This window comes from uncultured Sunxiuqinia sp. (genome assembly GCF_963974515.1).
GTDB lineage: Bacteria > Bacteroidota > Bacteroidia > Bacteroidales > Prolixibacteraceae > Sunxiuqinia.
In genome coordinates, this window is sequence record NZ_CAXBDD010000078.1 from 1 (window position 1) to 17,965 (window position 17,965).

Here is a 17,965-nt window from a genome sequence, read left to right on the forward strand (position 1 = left end):
AAAATTAAGATGACTTGTCATGGTGAAAAAGCCAGCTACGATCTGTCTTTTTTTAACGCTTTAAGGCAAAGAAGGGAAGACGCAAAAGGTGGAAGCCCGGGCTATGCTGCACGCCTGCGATTGGCGCCATTCCGGCGCGCGCTGGAATCAGTTGGCTGGTATTGCCATTTCCAGAACATCAGATTTTATCATGTCCAAATCGTGAGCTGTTAAGCATTAGCATAGTATGGCGATCCTCATTGGGCTTTCAACCTGTTCCATATGACCAGCGAAGCTCCGCTGTCATTTATTGTGGCACAATGACACCGAATTATCAAGCTGGCATACGGGCTCTGACTCCCGCTCTTCGCGATATGCACTAACGCTGCTAATCGGGGCTTGTAGTTCTACCGGAGAGAACGGCACGGTTAACATTGAATTCGTATGACAATGAAAATAGCATTTGTTTTAATGGCACTGTCGAAATATATTTACCGGAAAAACTCACCCAACATTGATGATCATTTTGAAACAGCAATCTGGCAAAAAAGATGAATAATATGATTGACAAAATAAGGTATCAACTTAAAGAAAATATTGACATCGAGACAAAAGAAAAAGGTCAACGGTTCTTTAAAGAAAAGATTGATTTATACGGCGTTAAAACACCTGTCGTTCTCAAAATCAGTAAGGATCGTTTTAAGGACATCGAAACATTTGATAAAGCTGAGATTTTTAGGCTTATTGAAATTCTTTGGCAATCCGGGATGTTGGAAGAATCATTCGTTGCGTGCAATTGGACCTATTCGCTTCGGAAAAGCTTTCAACCAAACGATTTTGAGCGATTCAAAAACTGGATTGATTTGTACATTACGAATTGGGCATCGTGCGATACATTTTGCAACCATTCCATGGGTGTATTCATTCAAATGTACCCCAACTTTTTAATGGAACTAAAAAAGATGACTCAATCTGAAAACAGATGGATGAGAAGGGCTTCGGCTGTTTCTTTAATCATTCCTGCCAGAAAAGGCTTGTTTCTGGACGCCATTTTTGAAATTGCAGATAAACTGTTACTTGACCAAGACGATTTGGTGCAAAAAGGCTACGGATGGATGCTAAAAGCCGCCAGTGAATCACATCAACAGGACGTGTTTGATTTTGTGATGAAAAGAAAAGCAATCATGCCCCGAACTTCTTTGCGGTATGCTATAGAAAAAATGCCAAAAGAACTGAGAAAACAGGCCATGGACAAATGACTGAAATGAGGCAGGATTTTACATACGCCAATTTGATAGCTCCCTGTGGAATGAATTGTGGGCTTTGCATCGGTCACCTCCGGGAAAAAAGGCCTTGTGGCGGATGCTTTAAAATTGATGATGAGAATAAACCAACGGTTTGTAGAAGTTGTAAAATTGTTAACTGTGCTTTTTTGGCTGAAACTGTCTCAGGATTTTGTTACGACTGTAAAAAATACCCATGTACCCGATTAAAAAATCTTGATAAAAGATACCGAACAAATTACGGAATGAGCATGATTGAAAACCTGGCATTCATAAAAATTCATGGACTTGAAAAATTTCTAAAAAATGAAGAGGAAAAATGGAAATGCAAGTCCTGTGGTTCGGGATTAAGCGTACATAGAGATTTTTGTATCCACTGTAAAGCTGAAATTAATAAAACCGCTTGGCACTAAAATAGCCTACACCTCCAGTTATTTTAGCCTTTTTCACCCGCGTGCAGCATTTAAATGCCTGCAGAATGCTTATTCCTTTTTTTGGTCTTCGATGAGCTTGCGAAGCGCAGTAATTTCTGATTTCAGTTCTTCAATTTCCTTCGACCCGGCAATCGGAGCATCTTTTTCCTCGGCATCACGACCAATAAAATAGGTGGCAAAAGTTGCCGTGACATAACCGAAAATGCTAAATCCGAAAATGGTTATTAAAAAAGCTAACCCGCGACCTTCAGGTGTCATCGGGTTAAATCCATTACCTGCCGTTATCACCTGCATCGCTGTCCACCACAACGCAAGCCAATAACTGGTAAAGCCAGGGGTCGGATTCTCCATGGCATACATCCCTGCAGCTCCGGCAAAAATGACGATCAGCGTAATAATCATCACATAGCCAAAGCCACGGCGCTTCATGGTTTTGCCCACACTGCGCATGCTTCTGTTGAACGACGATACGATTCTCACAAGCCTGATCCCCCTGAGGCCGCGTAAAAGTCGAACAAACCGGAAAACCCGAAATACACGTAATGCGGGAATGAACAATGAAATGGCAGTAAGCCAATTTTTTTTCAGGAAGATAAGTTTCTCCGGGGCAAGCGAAACTTTGACCAGAAAATCAATAATAAATATCCCCCAGATGCCAATACCTAAATACTCAAGCATCTTGTTTATTCCCCAAACCAACTCAATCACAAGCAAGACAAGCCAAACAAATCCTAAGAAAATCATTGGTCCTTCAAGGATTTGCTCTACCGACTTGAGCAACCTTCTTCGTTCATTAATACTTTCCTTTTTCATACTTTGAGCTCTCTAAATATATGGAAAAACTCCGGGAAATCTGAATCCCGAAATCCAAGCCATTAACGGATTCGTTCGTCTGGTTTTTAAATTCTTTAACGCAGTTTGCAACGTTCGGCAAACCAGGCAGAGATCCGAGTGGCAGAACAATTTCGGTTGTTTTTTTGCGGAATAGCAGATAAAATACGGCCACTACCGATGATGCAGCACAAGATCGATCGTTTGAATATGATGATCTGCCGCCACTGGTTTTCGACCACGAATTGATAACTGCTTAACTTCAAAAGATGACAAAAATGTTGCTTTTCAATAAATTCTACCTGATAATCAATGCCCAATCGGTTTCTCTGTTCGGTGGAGTAAAGCGAAACCCTTCGACATTAGTCAATTGATCGACATCGGCAAACTGAATTCTCTCACCCTTCTTTGTATCAAGCCAAAATACCTTTGAATGACTTCTGGGCTCCAGCTTCAATGTAAAAGGTTCTCCATCCATTACAAACACCAGATACTGATTTGCGGGCCCAGCCAGCGCATATACGCGTAGAGCCTCGCAACCGGACAGCAAAGCATCGTCCGGTCTCATTTGGTAAAATGCCACATCATTCTGCATGACTTCTGTCAGAAATGGAACGTATTTCTCAGATAATTTGAACTCATTTTCAATGTTAAAGGGCAAACCATCAGAGCCACCTGCCATCAGTTCATATTCGCTGGTGTGACCATCCCATGTAAACGAAGCACCAGCCGAAGAACAAGCCCATGCCGAGCGCTGCAAATCTTCCTGATCGGCTACTGAGCGCTGATGCCAGTATCGACGCCACAGCGCATTGCCTTCGCTCATAAAAACAGGTTTGCCACGATAGCCAAGTAAGCATGCAATGTGATGTGTCCAAGGCTCACGCCAAAGATTGTGTCGCTCTAATTCTGTATCCTCAAATACGATACGGTGATTTTCAACTGTGGCGAATGAGTACTCGGGTGAATGATAAAAATTTTCACGCGGACATTCGTCCTCATAGGTCGTAAGATGATCAAACACATCGTATTTTTTAACCAGACGCATGAAGGCCAGTTCGTGTTCTTCACGATTTCCTGGTACTTCCCACACAAAATTCCATCCGGCAAGATTTGCATAAGGTGCTAACCGGGCTACCATGTATTTTACGTAAAAATCGCGTTCTTCATCGTTTAGATTCTCCCATTCAGGTCCATCGTTCCGACTTCCGTCAACACCCAGAAACATCTGTACTCCAACGTCGCGGTTATTAAGCCAGTCCATATGCTTTTCCATTCGTTGCCAGACACCGAGATTCATGGTTTCGGTAATATTTTCATCGCTGAATAATGCCAGATCGAGCGTTTCGGGTTCGGGACCATCTTTGTAGTCCTGTTGAAAACAGCATAACGAAAGCAGCCAGTTTACCTGCAAGTGATTGTACCCGTTAAGGAAATCCGGAAGCAGATGCCCAAGTATGAAAGCAAGATGAATGAAGACTAGAAAACCCCAAGCTTCATTTCCATTTTTACTACTTCTGCGGAGTTAGAAATATGTAGTTCTCAATTAGATCTTTAAAGGATTGTCTTTTAAGACACGAATCAGCGGACCATATGACTAAGCAGATGCCGCACCAATGAGTGGCCAAGCAAATTTGTCCATCATTATTGTTGAAATCAGGCTCTTCAAAAATCTCTGGCATTTCCCTTATATGCTTTTCATTCGCGCCGTGATCCGATCTTGATTTGAATCAAGTCAATATGCTAGAATCCACCCTTACTTTGCGGCATAATTGGATTTTAATAGCCATCCATGAATTTAATTTACCATGTTATGAAAACAGAAAACAGCATTCTCCAACCAGCCTTGATGCTAATGATTCTGGGCTGTGTTGTTTTAAGTTGCCGGGAGATTGAGCCCGGCGTTGATCTGCCGGAACCGGAAAACAAGCTGCCGGGGTACCTTGCCGGAAACTGGCTCGAAAGCTGGAGCTTGTCTATGCAGCATGAATTTGATTCGTTACTCTATGATTCGCAAACCCATGTTTGGTTCAGAGGAAGTTACGATCCGTGGTCGATGGATCCGGTTCCAGGCTTCGGGATCCAGCTTAAGGAGAACGGTAGCTTCATCTGGGCAGTTGTTGCCAGCACAAGCACGGGCGGATGCCAGATATACACTGCCCGGTATCTGAAAGGAGAAGTCAAAAGCGAGGGTGACTCGCTGATCTTTTCAACAGCAACCCACCAGATGAAATACCACAGTGTATGCAATCCGGGGAATAATTTCGACCGGAGTGAAGATCAAAACAGCTTCAGCCTCTCTTATGCTTTGTCGTCAACCAGTAACAACGCTGGACAAGCGTTTGAAGTGCTGACACTAACTGCTCCAGACGGGTCGCAAACCCAATATATGAGAAACAAATACAATTAACCAATTCAAAAATTAGTATAAAAATGAAAAAACAATACCTGATCTGGATGATCCTAATCGTGTCATCCCTGATCATCTTCTCGTGTGACGAAGAAGACGATCCGATCCCGGCGGTTAATCCGTTAACTGCCAATGCCGGCGAGGACAAACACACTACAACCGGGTCTGCCGTTGTCCTGGATGGCAGCGCCTCAACAGATGCTGAAGGCGGAACATTCAACTATTCATGGAGTATCAAAAGTAAACCTGCCGGAAGTGCGGCATCGCTCGACGATGGAAGCAGCGCAACTCCCGGTTTTGTTGCCGATAAAGCTGGTGTATTTTTGATTGAGCTCATCATCAGCAAAGATCAATGGACTGCAAAAGATGAAGTAAAAATTGCTGTTTCGGAAGCAAGCAGTCCCCAAATGGTGGAGATATCGGAAGATATTGTCGTGGATCTGGTTCTGGAAGATATTTTTACTGAAGACTGGACCAAAGTCGATTATCTGGTGACAAACGTGATCAATGTTGATGCCCGCCTAACGATCAAACCTGGTGTGAAAGTCGCTTTTGCTGAAAATACTGGTTTGATGATCTCATCAACCGGCTCGTTCGTATCGGAGGGAGGCGAGGCTGAAGGAGACCGGATCTACCTGACGGGTGAAACCGAAACCAGCGGATTTTGGGGCGGTTTGCTTTTGCAGTCGGCTGATGTCGACAACAAGATGAATTACACTTCACTTTCGTGCGCTGGTGCAAACCCGGATCAAAATGCTTTTTCGGCCGGCATGTACCTTGACAGTGGAAGCAAGATCAGCATCAGCCACTCGTCTTTCACCAAGAATGCAGGGATGGGACTTTTTGCTGCGCCGGGGAGCGAACTGGCCGGTTTTTCATCCAACTACATGATGGGAAATGAAGAAGACAATTTCGTTATTGCCCTTCCCGCTTCGGAAGTTGGCAAGATCGCACCCGATTGTCAGTTCTGGAATGCCGGGATTGCCGTATTGACTGCTGATCTGAACAACGGAGCTACCATCGAATGGAGTTCATATAATTACACACTGCTCAGCGGGCTGGAAGTGACCCACGGCACCCGGCTGAAAATTGCTGAACAGGCCCGCATCTATGTCAACGAAAACGAAAGGATTGCTGCGCTTTCCGGCGGTTCAATCGCAGCAGTTAGTCGTGACGCCAATCCCATTGTTATTTCAGGCTTGGAAGAAACCCCTGGCTATTGGAAAGGTATTTTTATTGAAAACAGTGGCAATAATCCCAGCAAGTTTCAGTATGTCAATATCCGGTATGCAGGCAGTACACCGCTGGCAGGTAACCAGCCGGCAACGATCCATCTGGGTGTTAACGGCAAAGCAGCCATTGACAACTCTTCGCTTGGTTTCGGAGCTGGCGATGGCATCGAGGCAACATCGGACGGAGCCACCCTGTTAAGTTTTAGTTCGAACGTTGTGCGTGAACACCAGGGATATCCGCTGGCTGTTTCAACCCAAAATGTTGCTGTGATTGACGAATGGAGCCATTTTGTAAACAATGGGAAAAGCCAGGTCCGGATTGACGGGAACTTTCCCATTGCCAACGATCAGGAAACCATTTGGAAAGGCTTCCGCCAGACAGATCTGAGTTATCATGTCCGCGGATTAAGTAACGACCTGGTTGTTTGGTCTGGCTTGAAGCTGAACGAAGGGGTCGTCCTGGAAATGGAGCCCGGTTCGCGAATTGTGGTCGAAGATGCCAACAACAGGCAGGGCTACCTGTACGCCTCAGGAACGGATGCTAAAAACATTGTCTTTAAGGCTGTTGATGAGGTGCCCGGTTCATGGCACGGGATTACCTTTTCCAGTTTGAATACCAAAAACTATTTCGATCATGTCCAGGTGTTACACGGTGGCAAAACTGTTGACAACAGCTTTTCGGCCAACATTGTGGTCGACAATAGTCCCGAAGGTGAACTGACGATCCTTAATTCAGTTGTCGGTTACAGCGGACAGCATGGGATTTCGGTCGTCAACGATAAACGCGAAAACCTGTCTGATGACAATATTAGTTTTACTTCAATTCCGGGTAGTACGATTTACGCCTGGTAACATATTGTTTTTGCAAGCCAGGAAACAAAAAGGGATCCGATCTTCCAAATTAGAAGATCGGATCCCTGCTTTTTGGCTATCCTGAAATTCAAGGGATAGTCGTTATCGCCTTTCTTTTAGGATTCGCTCCATCGACCTATGTGCTCTTTCTATCAAATTCTCAAGGTTTGCATCCAAGAGTTTCCCCTGGCGTTTCAATATCTTCCCGGCAATCATCACTGTATCAACATGGTTTTCGTTGGCATACAAGACCACTGAAGAGACTGGGTTAATGGAAGGTGATAAGGAAATATTTTTGATGTCGATCAAAATTAGATCGGCTTGTTTTCCTACTTCCAGTGATCCGGTCGTACGGTCCAGCCCCAATGTTTTTGCTCCACCAATGGTTGCCACTTTCAGGATGTCCGAATCGTGGATCGTCAACTTTTCGGGCATGCTACCTGATTGATACAGTCGCTCATTTTGTATGGCTCGTTCGGCTTGCAACGCCACTTTCATCTGGTCAAACAGGCTTCCTGATGTTGCCGACACCACATCAACCCCTAAACCACAAGCGATTCCGTATTTTAAAGCTTTTCCGGTTACCGGCAAGCCTAATCCCATCTGTAGCTCGACTTCAGGAGCTACCGAAATGCTGCACTGATGTGCTGCCAACAATTCAAACTCGTCCTCGCTAATGGTATTGGCATGTGCGAAATTCAGATCAGGTCCCAACAATCCTTTTTCAGCCAGTAACCGAACCCCATGATATTTTGGACCAAAGGTTCCGCCGCCAATATGCATCGAAATTGGGATGTTCAACTCGCGTCCAAGCCGGATGTCATGATCCGTCACTTCATTGATCGAATACTCAGGGCCACGAATAGCCAAAGCCATAGTCACCAACCCATCGTCTGAAGACAGATAATTCTTCCGAACGGTTTTCGCGTCTAACGGGTGTTTTAGCCGACTTTCGTAAAACCATTCCCAAACCGATGTACCAGGTGTTCCATAGCCGAATCTAGCCCGGATTCCTGATTCTTTCAACGCATCAATTGCGGCTTTGGCGTGTGCATTCGAATTCATAATGTGAGACCAATCGAAAATTGTTGTAATTCCAGCATTGATTGCTTCCAACGCCCCAAGTAAATTGCCGGTGTAAACGTCTTCAGGCTGGTAGTCCGGAGCGATGCCTCCCAATACGCCATTCAAATACTGCATGAGCGTCCAGTTGGAAGCAACACCCTTAAGCGCCGTTTCCCACAAATGTCGGTGCGTATCTACCAGACCAGGCATTGCCAGCATACCGGACGCATCGATTTCCAGATCGACTACGGGAGGTGCCAGATGCTTTCCTATTTGAACGATCTTATCGTTCTTCACTAAAACATCAGCTTCCTGAAAAGTGACTTCTTGATCATTCAGACGTAAAACTTTTCCGTTCTTGATTAGAATTGTTTTCATACTTCAATCATTTTTGTTTGTAGATTATTTTCAAACAAAAATACGGGCAGTCAATTCTCATCAAATTGATTCAAATCAATAAGTTATCACCTCAAATCTCTATGAAAACAGAAATGCCAACTGAAATCTGTAGAAGAATTTCGGTTGGCATCTTTTAATGTAAAAAATCAGATTGTGTTTTACACCAGTTGGATTTTCCTGATCACGGATAAGATATCAATCCATCTCCGTATATTTTTGAGTCAGGAAAGCTTCGGCTTGGGAGATCGTTTCGCAAAGAATGGTGGCAACCTTGCTGTTGCTCCTTTTTTTTAGTTCGAAGGAAGATAGTTTCGAAAACAGATCCGGCGAGATAATGCTTATATTATAGCGCAAACCATATTCGTAGTTCAGCTGGAAAAAATAATTGCTTATCCAATCGACCAAACCAGCCCAGGCACCTTCGATTTCTTTGGTATCATGTACATGAAACCGGCATTTCGCCCTCACCCCTTCCCGCTTCTGCCATTCATACATCCGCATGGAGGCGATTTTCACCTCTTCTTCGGAGCAGGGGCCAACCCACTTCATCAAAAGGTAGTTCTTTTGAGGTTCGAAACTGAGTTTGGCATAAATATCGCCTTGGCTGTTTTTTATCCGGTCAACGACAATCATTGGAACAAGTTAAAAACCAGGTTCAATTTACTCAATTTTTAATGACATCCGGCAACACAAATTCGACTTGATGTACCGGAGCAAGCTCAAGTGCTTTGGAAACATCCAATTTTGTAAAGTCAGGAACCAAGTTCAGATCCGGCTTCTCCGATTCTTTTTTTATCAAAGTTCCAATCACCCTAAAATAGTCCAACAAATTGCCCGGGCTGAGCAACACGACCATTTTTCCCGCACTACTCCCGACATTTTTGAACGTATGCAGTGCGTTTGGAGGAACGTGCACCACACTTCCAGCCAAGGCCCTAAACGGATTCCCCAGGTCATTCAAAATAAATTCAAACTCACCCTGGAGCACATAGAATATTTCTTCATCAGGATGCCGGTGAGGTGGTGGTCCGCCCAACGGCGGGACATTTTCTTCAAATACGGCATAGGTGCTTTCTGTTTCCGTATTGCTCACCAATACGTTGATCACATCGGTCAAAACCAGCAAGGTTTCGTTTTTTGTCTGTTCCTTCATGTTGATAAAATTTAATTAACTGTAATCATGATACAAAAGAAACAAACCCGCTGATGAGCTCACTTGATCCAAATCAAGAAAAACCAAGTCGAGAACCTAAAACGTATTTTTAAATGAAAATTTAAAAAATCAGACCAGAAACCGCGCCCGGTAACGACTCAGCGTTTCGGGCGTGATTCCCAGGTAACTTGCGACATAACGCAAAGGAATCCGCTTGAAGATCTTGGGGTGCTCTTCCAATAAATTACGAAAACGCTGTTCCGGTGAGTTGCGCAACAGTGCGGCTTCGCGCCTTTCAGCCCGAATAAACTGGTCCTGAACGATGACATCCGCCAGTTTTTTCAGTGATGGGAACTTTTGCATCAAATCCATCACGTCTGCATAATCGAACACTAGCAATTCACACTTCTCAATGGCTGCAATATTAACAATAGAAGGTGTTTGGGAAAGAAAACTGGCAAACGAGCCGATCGCCGAATTCTCAAAGAAAAAATCGTTGCAAACTTCTTTTTCGGGCCCTTCGTAAAACAAACGCATACTTCCCTTTTCAAGAAAACCGATGGACTGGCAAACCTCATTTTCCTTCAGAAAAAAATCATTTTTACTGAGAAAAACTACGCGCATGACTTGTTCAATGGCTTTCAACTCCTCCCCGGAAGTATGAAAAACCCGCTGAATATTAAACAGGATCCGTTTCATGTTTCTAGATTAAAAGATGACCGGCATCAGTCAGTAATAATTCGTTAACAGGCTGTAAAAAAAAATGTTGATCATTTCCACCAAGGAATTACGCGCTCAGTTTTTCACGAGGGTCCATCACTCCTTGAACTGCAGGTACAAATCCAATACTTTCATGGTTAAAAAGGGTCGAAGTTCCTGTTGGTTGGTCAAAACAATGGCAGTAATTTTCCGGTCAGGCAAACGCACAATGTCGGCTAAGGCTGGACCTCCGCTGTGTCCAGTCGCTTTTTCACCCTTGTAACTGTCAACAATCCATCCAACTCCAAAAGCGGAATTGTCTCCACTACGGAGTTTCGTCGGCGTCCACATTTGTCTGGTAATCTCCTGAGTAAGCACACTGAACTGATCGAGTGCAATAACCCATTTGGATAAATCTTCGATGGATGAAAACAAGCCGCCCGCAGGGTAAGTCCATTGCGGAAACAGCATGGAGAACACCCGCTGTTGTTCTCTTTCCCGATCCCAGCGATAAACGGTAGCCGCAAAAGGCATCAAGTCAGACGTCCGGTAAATAAAATCCTGTTCCATGTTGTTAAAAACCGTGTGTTCCATCCCCAGCTTTTTCAGTAGGCTCTGAGCCAAAAATTCCTGAAACGTCATGCCGGATAATTGCTCAACCAATTTCATAACAACCGCATAGTCACCTCCGGCATATACCGTTTTTGTTCCCGGTTCAAAATCGAGCAGTCTGGCAGTCGCTGTATCCATAGCCTGATCAATCGATTGAAAATGCTGCTTCAAAGCCAGTAAGTCAACAATTCCAGACTGGTGAGCAAGCAGATCCAGTACTTCCATATCGTTCCAACTCTCAGGCAGTTCAGGAAGATAGTGTGTTATTTTTTGGTTAAGGTCAAGCCGCCCCTCCTGCACCAAGGTCATGATGGCAGTAGCCGAAATTAATTTAGTTGCTGATGCCAGCTGAAAAGCCGTTTCTTTGGTATTGGGGATTTGATGCTCAACGCTGGCCAAACCATAAGCTTTCATCATCGCAACCTGACCATCTTCGATAATAGCGACCGACAAAGCCGGAATATGAAACGTTTCCATTTGCTTGTACAAAAAAGTGTCAATTTCCGCCTTTTGGGCGTTGGATCTTGAAGCAGTTATACCGGCGACAATCCCCACGAGTAGCGCGAAGAAAAGAGGTTTTGTCTTCATTGTTGTTCGATTAAGTTCATACTTGATTTCATTTTAACATACGCAACATGACGATGCTATATCGCAGACTCTTTTTAGCCTCAAAACGTTACACTAGCAGAGAGATATTTTCAAAAAGAGGCAGATTACTTGATCCAGATCAATTTTTTTCACACCGGGTCAACTAGAAAACCAGGGTGAAGCAGAAAATAATTTTTATTCGGCTTCGTTTCCATTTTCAATTTGATGCCATTTTTTCACGACATTCTCTTCTCCGTCGAATAATTTCAATTCGGATCCTTTGTGGAATATCTCATACGAAGGAGCCAACAACAGTTTCCCGGAATCAGGGTATTCGCACACATCATAGCCGATGAAGGTTCGAACATCCAAATAGACACAAGGCTCTGAGCCATGATTATAAAATTGATGGGCACCAGTCACGCCCATTTCGAAAAATATGATATCGCCACGATTTACGATCTCAAGTCCCTCTGGGGTTCTTAGCGTCATCGTCCCAGACACAACCATGAATAATTCTTCGGCATGTCGATGAAAATGATACGGAGCAGAAAATTGCCCGGGATTTATTAACCTCAAATCAAAATTCAAGTTCTGTGGCCTAATGCCCATTTTAACCCTTGAAATGTCCGAAAACAATCTGAAATTATCGATTTTATTTGGATCCTCTTTAAAATCCCTTTTGTCTCTTTTTAAGATTGTTGCCATATGCTTGCTTATTTATTTGTGACCTAGTTGATATGTAGCTCGTTTAATTTTTAAACCGTCCAATTTGAAAGAAGACAAAACAACCAATTAAATTAGCGTTAAAGATGCAGATAGGCCAACCGAAAAATTACGCGAGAGGTGCTGAACACCCAATATAGACCTGGAATGCAATCCTGCATCACCAAGGGCATTGACCAACAAGTCGGAAGCGCCGTTTACAACTTCGGGCGCACTATCCCAATTATCACAGGACTGGAAGTAAGCATCAATATGATTTAATCCCAATACCTTATGAAAGCCAAGCTTATGCTGGATTTGTGAGAGAACATTCAGTCCGCAAAGTTGCATGGCCTTGTATCCGTCTTCTGTAGAAAGAGTTTCCCCCAACCTACCTTGAAAAAAATACTCGCCATTAATAATTGGGAATTGAATGGAAATATAAGCGACCTTTCCCCTGACGTTTACAGAAACGTAGTTTCCTCCGGGAATGGACGCTGATGGCAAGGTAAAGCCCAGATGATTCAGCCGTTTTATGACTGTTTCTGTGGTCATGAGGTTTTTCATCATTTCAATTAAAATTTTAAAATATCTCCGTTATTTGGAATGAATAGCTGACCCTCTCCAATATTATTCTGAATAGCCGCGCGTAATATACTCTCCCTTGTTTCTGTTTCATGGTCCAGCGCGTTCAAGTGCGTGGCAATCACCTTACTTTCCGGCAAATACTGAAGCAAACTCAGCACTTGTTCAGCATTCATGATTACTGGTTCTGTATCTTCTTGCAATTCGGCACCAAAAACATCATGCCGTTTAAAAAACTTATTACCGCCTGCATGACAAATCATTATTCCCGGCTGGTGAACATCAATGGACTCTCTTACCAAATGGCAATATATCGTATCGCCCAACCAATAAAGTGTTTTCTCTGCCGGACTTTGAAAAAGATAACCAGACACCGGCCCCATGTATTTCAAAATAGGGCCACTCCCATGCTGTCCTTTTGTTCGATAAATTGTGGTTTTACCGACAGTGATTGGATCTTCGACAGGTGTCACGTTTTGAAAACCAATACCTTCTATTGACTGACAATCTTCTGGCTGACAAAAAATAGGCATATCTTTCGGAACCAGACTTTGGGCTGCCTTGTCAAAATGATCAGGATGCAGATGTGAGATCATGATATACTCCACCCCCTTTAATATCGAGTCGACACTAACAGGAAGATCAGATATTGGGTTGTTTGTCCTACCCGCAAATGAAAACTGCGTATATTTTTCGGCAAAATAAGGATCAATAAGAAATGTTGTTCCGCCGTACTTTAACTTTATTGTCGCATTTCTGATATGTTGTATTTCCATAACTTCCAGGTTCATACATTTAATACCTTCATTCTCTTTCTCTGGACAAATTTCCGCAATAAATCAAGGTGGAAAAATGAAGTGGTTCACAAAATATTAGTGAACTAGTTCACACATGTCAGTCGAAAATTGTTTGAGCCTTGATTTTGCTTAAAAACTCCCTTGTGATACCTAAATAAGAGGCAATGAGATATTGTGGAACACGTCGCTCAATTTCAGGAAATTGTTTTTTAAAGTCTAAGTACCTGTCTTTGGCCGCCTTACTTAGGTTATTAACGATTCGCCTTTGTGAAAAACAAAATGCCTGTTGAAGCATCATCCTGAAAACCCGCTCAAGTTTTGGGATCTTCTCATACAGCAGTTGTGAATTCTGACGACTTATCTGTGCCAGTGTACAATTCTCCAGGCATTGAATGTTGAAATCGGCAGGAGTCTGGTTAATAAAACTTTCCAAATCGACTACCCACCAGTTTTCAACGGCAAAACTTCCAACAAATTTATCACCTTCATCATTCACAAAGAATGTATTTAAACATCCTTTAATCACAAATGACTCGTGCGTACAGATGTCGCCTTGTTGCAATACATATTGCTTTTTGAGGTAATTCCTGAAAGTAACATACTTAGAAAGAATTAATTCTTCCTCTGGCGACATCACCACAAATTGGTTGATGTATTCTATCAGAGGTTTAATTTCTCGCTTGGTCTCCATTCTAATTCGTATTGATCCCAGCTAAATAAACAATTGTCGTAAAGAAAAGTCATAGGACTCTTTCAGACGACGGCCTGCCATGAATTCCCTCCCGAAACCTAAGCCATTAAAGTTTTTTACAGTGAGTATCCAGAGCAACTCCCAACAGTTTATTGGCCGCCCTGGATTGAATTTGCAGAACTGATGATTAACGGATCAATCAAGCTTCATAGACGAGAGGGCTATTTGCCCGCTTCCGAAAACTGCGCTTCGGGGGGTGAAACCAACCAAAAGACTCCCGCATAGAGCCATTTATTTCAAAATTGAAAGAATTGGTTTTCTCCGGCGCTTAAGGCTATTTCAAAATAGACTTAACCTGCATAGACTCCGGTTAAAACCTTTTGAAATCCCACATCATCACATTCAAATTTTTCATTCGTCTTTTGTTCCTTTTCCTTTTGAAAATCTTCCAAAAATGAAAAGGAGTGGTGTTTTTACAGGTTTGAGAATTCATGGACGGGGGTCGTGTGCAAATAAAAAGGAGCTACAAACTCCAAATCTGTAACTTATTTATTTTCAACAAAAAAAGACAGCACTGAACCGCCGGCCTCATGATTAAGAATCGTATGTTGCATGTTTTCTTTGATTTTTTCTATTTTTTAATATTTCACAAATCATTCAATAAAAACACTTACAAGGATAAATCGCGATACTTCATTTGTTTATTTTTGACAGGAGAGCTAAGTTTTTGTGCAAATTATGTGTGCAAATAGAAAATTTGCACACATAGTTTGAAACTCTATGTTTAGGTATGCAGACAATGGCATCACAGTAGCTTCTATCCCTGATCAACGCGGGGCAATGAAAGAAGGATCGCTTCCTGTAAAGATACGAGTGACTTTTAAGCGACGGCGAAAATATTATTCAACTGAGAAAGATCTAAATACTGAAGAGTTGAAAAAACTGTCGGAAACGAAAAGTAAAAACAAATCTCGGTTCGAATTGATATCCAATACTCTTTTAAAAAAAGTCAAAAATGCTGTTATACGATAGTTCGTTCAAAAAAGTATGAATAAATAATCAAGCAGCCATTGTGCCGAAATTCCATAGTTATTTGACACGCTGATGATTTTTGATTGGGTTCAGGTTATTGGCGAACAGCCTTAAAGTTCGGGATAACATTAAGCTGCCGTGGAATAACTCATTATATGTTGCCATTGAAAACGATCTTTCTCTGGTATCGGGATTACTCAATTGCATAACCATGGCAATTTTCCCCGTGGTCAAGGCGGTATTGAAATGAAAGTAAAGCTAACGACTTCTTGCCTGCGAGATTTCGAGCCTTACAAATTGCCTTGTATCGAGGAAACATTTATGCCGAGCTCTGCGCAAGTTTTTTCGGGTCCTGAAGACCGACCTTGACCGTCGCCTCATTTGCCATCAAAAAGATGAAAACACGATGGCACACCTGCATCAGGGTTTATTGGCATACTGGCTTGTGAACACCGTTCGCTAACAACTAAAACAAGAAGGCATTCGTTCCGGATGGCGCGAGATTGTAAGAACCATGAACACGCAAAAGGCGGTGACAACCTTGGCACAAAACATTCACGAAGAATTGACCATAATACACCGGTGTTTAGAGCCAAATCAACAGGTGCAAAAGCGAAAACTATATGATGCCCTGAAATACAAATATGCGCTATTCGTAAAACGAAAATCCGTAGGACACAAACTTGAACTCGAAAATTGTCAATTCACTGATAGACCGGTATTTAACTCAGGCAAACTGCAAGTTGGGTTAGAAGAACAGGAAAACAAACAAAGGCAACCCCCTTTTTTTTTAACGAAAGAGAAATAGGACAGCCATTTGGTAATTGTTGTTTATTTAATACCTTTCAGCTAATTTTGTCGATAATAAGCAACAAAATGAAAACTAAAAAACAGACACTACTTCCAAGGTTTCAGAAGATACTGGAACAGATGGGCGAAAACATCAAACTGGCCAGAAAACGACGGAACCTGACAACCATCCAAGTTGCAGAGCGGGCCGGAATTAACCGTTCCACGCTTTATCATATTGAAAGAGGAAATCCCAGTGTTGCACTTGGGGCTTATTTTAATGTTCTCCGGGTATTGGGCCTTCAGGACGACTTCCTGAAGCTGGCAGCCGATGATGAGTTTGGCCGGAAATTACAGGATTTAAAACTAATCGGGAAATAGATCATGGCAGACAAAACAGATATATGGGTGTATGCGGATTGGAAAGGTATGGCTTTGCCAAAATGTATAGGGACCTTGTCTGCACAACAAGCTAAAGGCCGGAAAGCGTTCAGCTTTTCATACGATATCGACTGGATTAATTCTCGGGAACAATTGCTGCTAGATCCAGACATTGCCTGGTACGGCGGACAGCAATACCCAAACGGGAAGGAAAATTTTGGTGTATTCCTTGATTCCATGCCAGACACCTGGGGAAGGACATTAATGAAAAGACGCGCAGCAATATACGCCAGAGAAGAAGACAGGCCTGTCTCGGTATTGTATGACATCGATTTTTTGCTGGGTGTACATGATTTGTGCAGGATGGGCGCATTGCGATTCAAAAGAGAACCTGACGGAGAATTCCTGGACAATGATCCGATATCGCCAACGCCACCTTGGGCCAGTGTCCGGGCGTTGCAGCATAGTGCAGAACTGGTAGAATCGGATGCTGACACAGCTGAGATTAAGAAATGGCTTGCCATACTAATGGCTCCAGGTTCTTCCCTTGGCGGGGCCAGACCGAAAGCCAATATCCTCGACATGGATGGTCATCCGTGGATTGCCAAATTTCCTTCGAAGAGTGATCCTGTAAATAAAGGCGCATGGGAATACCTGGCGTACAGACTGGCTATTAACGCCGGTGTCGAAATGGCGGAATCAAAGCTCGAACATATTGCCGGGAAATATGATACGTTTTTTACGAAACGATTTGACAGGGATAAGCAAGAGCGGAGCCATTTCGCATCAGCCATGACCATGACGGGCAGAAGCGAAGATCTCATCCGGGATGAACCCCCTTCATATCTGGACATTGTAGAGTTTATCCAATTCTCAGGAACGCGTGTGGATGAAGATCTAAAGCAGCTCTGGAGAAGGATTGTTTTCAATATATTGATATCCAATACGGATGATCATCTTAGAAATCATGGTTTTATTCTTACCGATGAAGGTTGGCGTTTGTCTCCGGCGTATGATGTTAACCCGTCAATTGACAAAGACGGACTTGCACTGAATATCGACATGGATAACAATGTGCTTGATATAGAGCTTGCCAAAACTGTAGGTCCTTTCTTCCGGCTGAGCGCAAAAGAAATGAACAACATTCTTGACGAGGTAAAATCATCTGTATCCTACTGGCAAAGAATAGCAAACCAAATAGGAATACCACAAAGTGAGCAAGCTGTTATGGCTGCTGCATTTCGAGCCTAATTTTTTCCAAAGCGTCTGATGTATTGGCCAATTCGTCTCTGGAAAAACTTAATTTTACTTGTTGTGTAAAACGAAGGTCATTCAAAATAAGGAAACAAGTAAACTATGGATTTTAAAGGCCTGCAAAAGAAATACCCGCAATTACTCCTTGAAAACACACGCCTGAAGGAAGAAAGAAAAAGGCTGAAGACTCAGCT

The 17,965-nt window shown here is 43.0% G+C and carries 18 protein-coding genes; 7 read left to right on the top strand and 11 right to left on the bottom strand.

Features of this window, described 5'->3' with window-relative positions; all coding sequences use genetic code 11:
• The 3 genes from AAC033_RS14365 to AAC033_RS14375 all read left to right on the top strand — a co-directional run.
• On the top strand, positions 1 to 213 hold a 213-nt coding region (locus AAC033_RS14365; protein WP_339739308.1), incomplete at its 5' end, for a hypothetical protein.
• A 317-nt stretch (positions 214 to 530) separates the two neighbouring features.
• Positions 531 to 1,238, top strand: a complete 708-nt coding sequence (locus tag AAC033_RS14370) for a DNA alkylation repair protein (protein WP_339739310.1) — start codon at positions 531 to 533, stop codon at positions 1,236 to 1,238.
• Positions 1,235 to 1,675, top strand: coding sequence for a DUF3795 domain-containing protein (locus AAC033_RS14375; RefSeq protein WP_339739312.1), 441 nt, complete (start codon positions 1,235 to 1,237; stop codon positions 1,673 to 1,675). The genes AAC033_RS14370 and AAC033_RS14375 overlap by 4 nt, the downstream gene beginning before the upstream one ends.
• A 69-nt stretch (positions 1,676 to 1,744) precedes the next feature.
• Here the strand turns inward: AAC033_RS14375 and AAC033_RS14380 are convergent, their stop codons facing one another.
• Positions 1,745 to 2,509, bottom strand: coding sequence for an ion transporter (locus tag AAC033_RS14380; RefSeq protein ID WP_339739314.1), 765 nt, complete (start codon positions 2,507 to 2,509; stop codon positions 1,745 to 1,747).
• Between the two features lie 316 nt (positions 2,510 to 2,825).
• Positions 2,826 to 3,941 carry a putative collagen-binding domain-containing protein gene (locus AAC033_RS14385; RefSeq protein ID WP_339739316.1) on the bottom strand — a complete coding sequence of 372 codons (1,116 nt, stop codon included), beginning with the start codon at positions 3,939 to 3,941 and terminating at the stop codon, positions 2,826 to 2,828.
• Between the two features lie 399 nt (positions 3,942 to 4,340).
• Between AAC033_RS14385 and AAC033_RS14390 the strand changes: the two genes are divergently transcribed.
• Together AAC033_RS14390 and AAC033_RS14395 are read left to right on the top strand one after the other, a co-directional pair.
• A complete protein-coding gene (locus tag AAC033_RS14390) occupies positions 4,341 to 4,937 on the top strand; it encodes a hypothetical protein (protein WP_339739318.1) in 597 nt (198 codons plus the stop codon).
• 23 nt (positions 4,938 to 4,960) lie between these two features.
• Positions 4,961 to 7,021 (top strand): hypothetical protein, encoded by a 2,061-nt coding sequence (locus AAC033_RS14395; RefSeq protein ID WP_339739320.1) that lies wholly within the window; start codon positions 4,961 to 4,963, stop codon positions 7,019 to 7,021.
• A 102-nt stretch (positions 7,022 to 7,123) separates the two neighbouring features.
• Here AAC033_RS14395 and AAC033_RS14400 read toward each other — a convergent pair whose 3' ends face one another.
• The 9 genes from AAC033_RS14400 to AAC033_RS14440 form a co-directional block, all read right to left on the bottom strand.
• Complete coding sequence (locus AAC033_RS14400) at positions 7,124 to 8,464, bottom strand: amidohydrolase family protein (RefSeq protein WP_339739322.1); 1,341 nt, start codon at positions 8,462 to 8,464, stop codon at positions 7,124 to 7,126.
• Positions 8,465 to 8,680: 216 nt separating this feature from the next.
• Positions 8,681 to 9,118: a hypothetical protein gene (locus tag AAC033_RS14405; protein ID WP_339739324.1), complete on the bottom strand. Its 438-nt coding sequence runs from the start codon at positions 9,116 to 9,118 to the stop codon at positions 8,681 to 8,683.
• Between the two features lie 31 nt (positions 9,119 to 9,149).
• A complete protein-coding gene (locus AAC033_RS14410) occupies positions 9,150 to 9,638 on the bottom strand; it encodes a cupin domain-containing protein (RefSeq protein WP_339739326.1) in 489 nt (162 codons plus the stop codon).
• Positions 9,639 to 9,767: 129 nt separating this feature from the next.
• The gene (locus AAC033_RS14415; RefSeq protein ID WP_339739328.1) at positions 9,768 to 10,337 is read right to left on the bottom strand and encodes a Crp/Fnr family transcriptional regulator; all 570 of its coding nucleotides are present in this window, start codon (positions 10,335 to 10,337) and stop codon (positions 9,768 to 9,770) included.
• Between the two features lie 117 nt (positions 10,338 to 10,454).
• On the bottom strand, positions 10,455 to 11,537 hold the full coding sequence (locus AAC033_RS14420; RefSeq protein WP_339739330.1) for a serine hydrolase domain-containing protein: 1,083 nt from the start codon (positions 11,535 to 11,537) through the stop codon (positions 10,455 to 10,457).
• A 195-nt stretch (positions 11,538 to 11,732) separates the two neighbouring features.
• A complete protein-coding gene (locus AAC033_RS14425) occupies positions 11,733 to 12,245 on the bottom strand; it encodes a cupin domain-containing protein (RefSeq protein ID WP_339739332.1) in 513 nt (170 codons plus the stop codon).
• Between the two features lie 87 nt (positions 12,246 to 12,332).
• A complete protein-coding gene (locus AAC033_RS14430) occupies positions 12,333 to 12,812 on the bottom strand; it encodes a RidA family protein (RefSeq protein ID WP_339739334.1) in 480 nt (159 codons plus the stop codon).
• Between the two features lie 5 nt (positions 12,813 to 12,817).
• Positions 12,818 to 13,618 carry an MBL fold metallo-hydrolase gene (locus tag AAC033_RS14435; RefSeq protein ID WP_339739336.1) on the bottom strand — a complete coding sequence of 267 codons (801 nt, stop codon included), beginning with the start codon at positions 13,616 to 13,618 and terminating at the stop codon, positions 12,818 to 12,820.
• 103 nt (positions 13,619 to 13,721) lie between these two features.
• Positions 13,722 to 14,315, bottom strand: a complete 594-nt coding sequence (locus AAC033_RS14440) for a Crp/Fnr family transcriptional regulator (RefSeq protein WP_339739338.1) — start codon at positions 14,313 to 14,315, stop codon at positions 13,722 to 13,724.
• Between the two features lie 1,908 nt (positions 14,316 to 16,223).
• On the opposite strand from AAC033_RS14440, the gene AAC033_RS14445 reads away from it, so the two are divergent.
• Both AAC033_RS14445 and AAC033_RS14450 read left to right on the top strand, forming a co-directional pair.
• On the top strand, positions 16,224 to 16,517 hold the full coding sequence (locus AAC033_RS14445) for a helix-turn-helix transcriptional regulator (protein ID WP_339739340.1): 294 nt from the start codon (positions 16,224 to 16,226) through the stop codon (positions 16,515 to 16,517).
• Between the two features lie 3 nt (positions 16,518 to 16,520).
• A complete protein-coding gene (locus AAC033_RS14450; protein WP_339739342.1) occupies positions 16,521 to 17,768 on the top strand; it encodes a HipA domain-containing protein in 1,248 nt (415 codons plus the stop codon).
• The last annotated feature ends 197 nt before the right edge of the window (positions 17,769 to 17,965 follow it).

Bases quoted from the DNA above. Each gene is read 5' to 3' on its own strand.
- AAC033_RS14370 (WP_339739310.1), top strand. From the start codon at position 531: ATGAATAATATGATTGACAAAATAAGGTATCAACTTAAAGAAAATATT.
- AAC033_RS14375 (WP_339739312.1), top strand. From the start codon at position 1,235: ATGACTGAAATGAGGCAGGATTTTACATACGCCAATTTGATAGCTCCC.
- AAC033_RS14380 (WP_339739314.1), bottom strand. From the start codon at position 2,509: ATGAAAAAGGAAAGTATTAATGAACGAAGAAGGTTGCTCAAGTCGGTA.
- AAC033_RS14390 (WP_339739318.1), top strand. From the start codon at position 4,341: ATGAAAACAGAAAACAGCATTCTCCAACCAGCCTTGATGCTAATGATT.
- AAC033_RS14395 (WP_339739320.1), top strand. From the start codon at position 4,961: ATGAAAAAACAATACCTGATCTGGATGATCCTAATCGTGTCATCCCTG.
- AAC033_RS14400 (WP_339739322.1), bottom strand. From the start codon at position 8,464: ATGAAAACAATTCTAATCAAGAACGGAAAAGTTTTACGTCTGAATGAT.
- AAC033_RS14405 (WP_339739324.1), bottom strand. From the start codon at position 9,118: ATGATTGTCGTTGACCGGATAAAAAACAGCCAAGGCGATATTTATGCC.
- AAC033_RS14410 (WP_339739326.1), bottom strand. From the start codon at position 9,638: ATGAAGGAACAGACAAAAAACGAAACCTTGCTGGTTTTGACCGATGTG.
- AAC033_RS14415 (WP_339739328.1), bottom strand. From the start codon at position 10,337: ATGAAACGGATCCTGTTTAATATTCAGCGGGTTTTTCATACTTCCGGG.
- AAC033_RS14420 (WP_339739330.1), bottom strand. From the start codon at position 11,537: ATGAAGACAAAACCTCTTTTCTTCGCGCTACTCGTGGGGATTGTCGCC.
- AAC033_RS14425 (WP_339739332.1), bottom strand. From the start codon at position 12,245: ATGGCAACAATCTTAAAAAGAGACAAAAGGGATTTTAAAGAGGATCCA.
- AAC033_RS14430 (WP_339739334.1), bottom strand. From the start codon at position 12,812: ATGATGAAAAACCTCATGACCACAGAAACAGTCATAAAACGGCTGAAT.
- AAC033_RS14435 (WP_339739336.1), bottom strand. From the start codon at position 13,618: ATGAACCTGGAAGTTATGGAAATACAACATATCAGAAATGCGACAATA.
- AAC033_RS14440 (WP_339739338.1), bottom strand. From the start codon at position 14,315: ATGGAGACCAAGCGAGAAATTAAACCTCTGATAGAATACATCAACCAA.
- AAC033_RS14445 (WP_339739340.1), top strand. From the start codon at position 16,224: ATGAAAACTAAAAAACAGACACTACTTCCAAGGTTTCAGAAGATACTG.
- AAC033_RS14450 (WP_339739342.1), top strand. From the start codon at position 16,521: ATGGCAGACAAAACAGATATATGGGTGTATGCGGATTGGAAAGGTATG.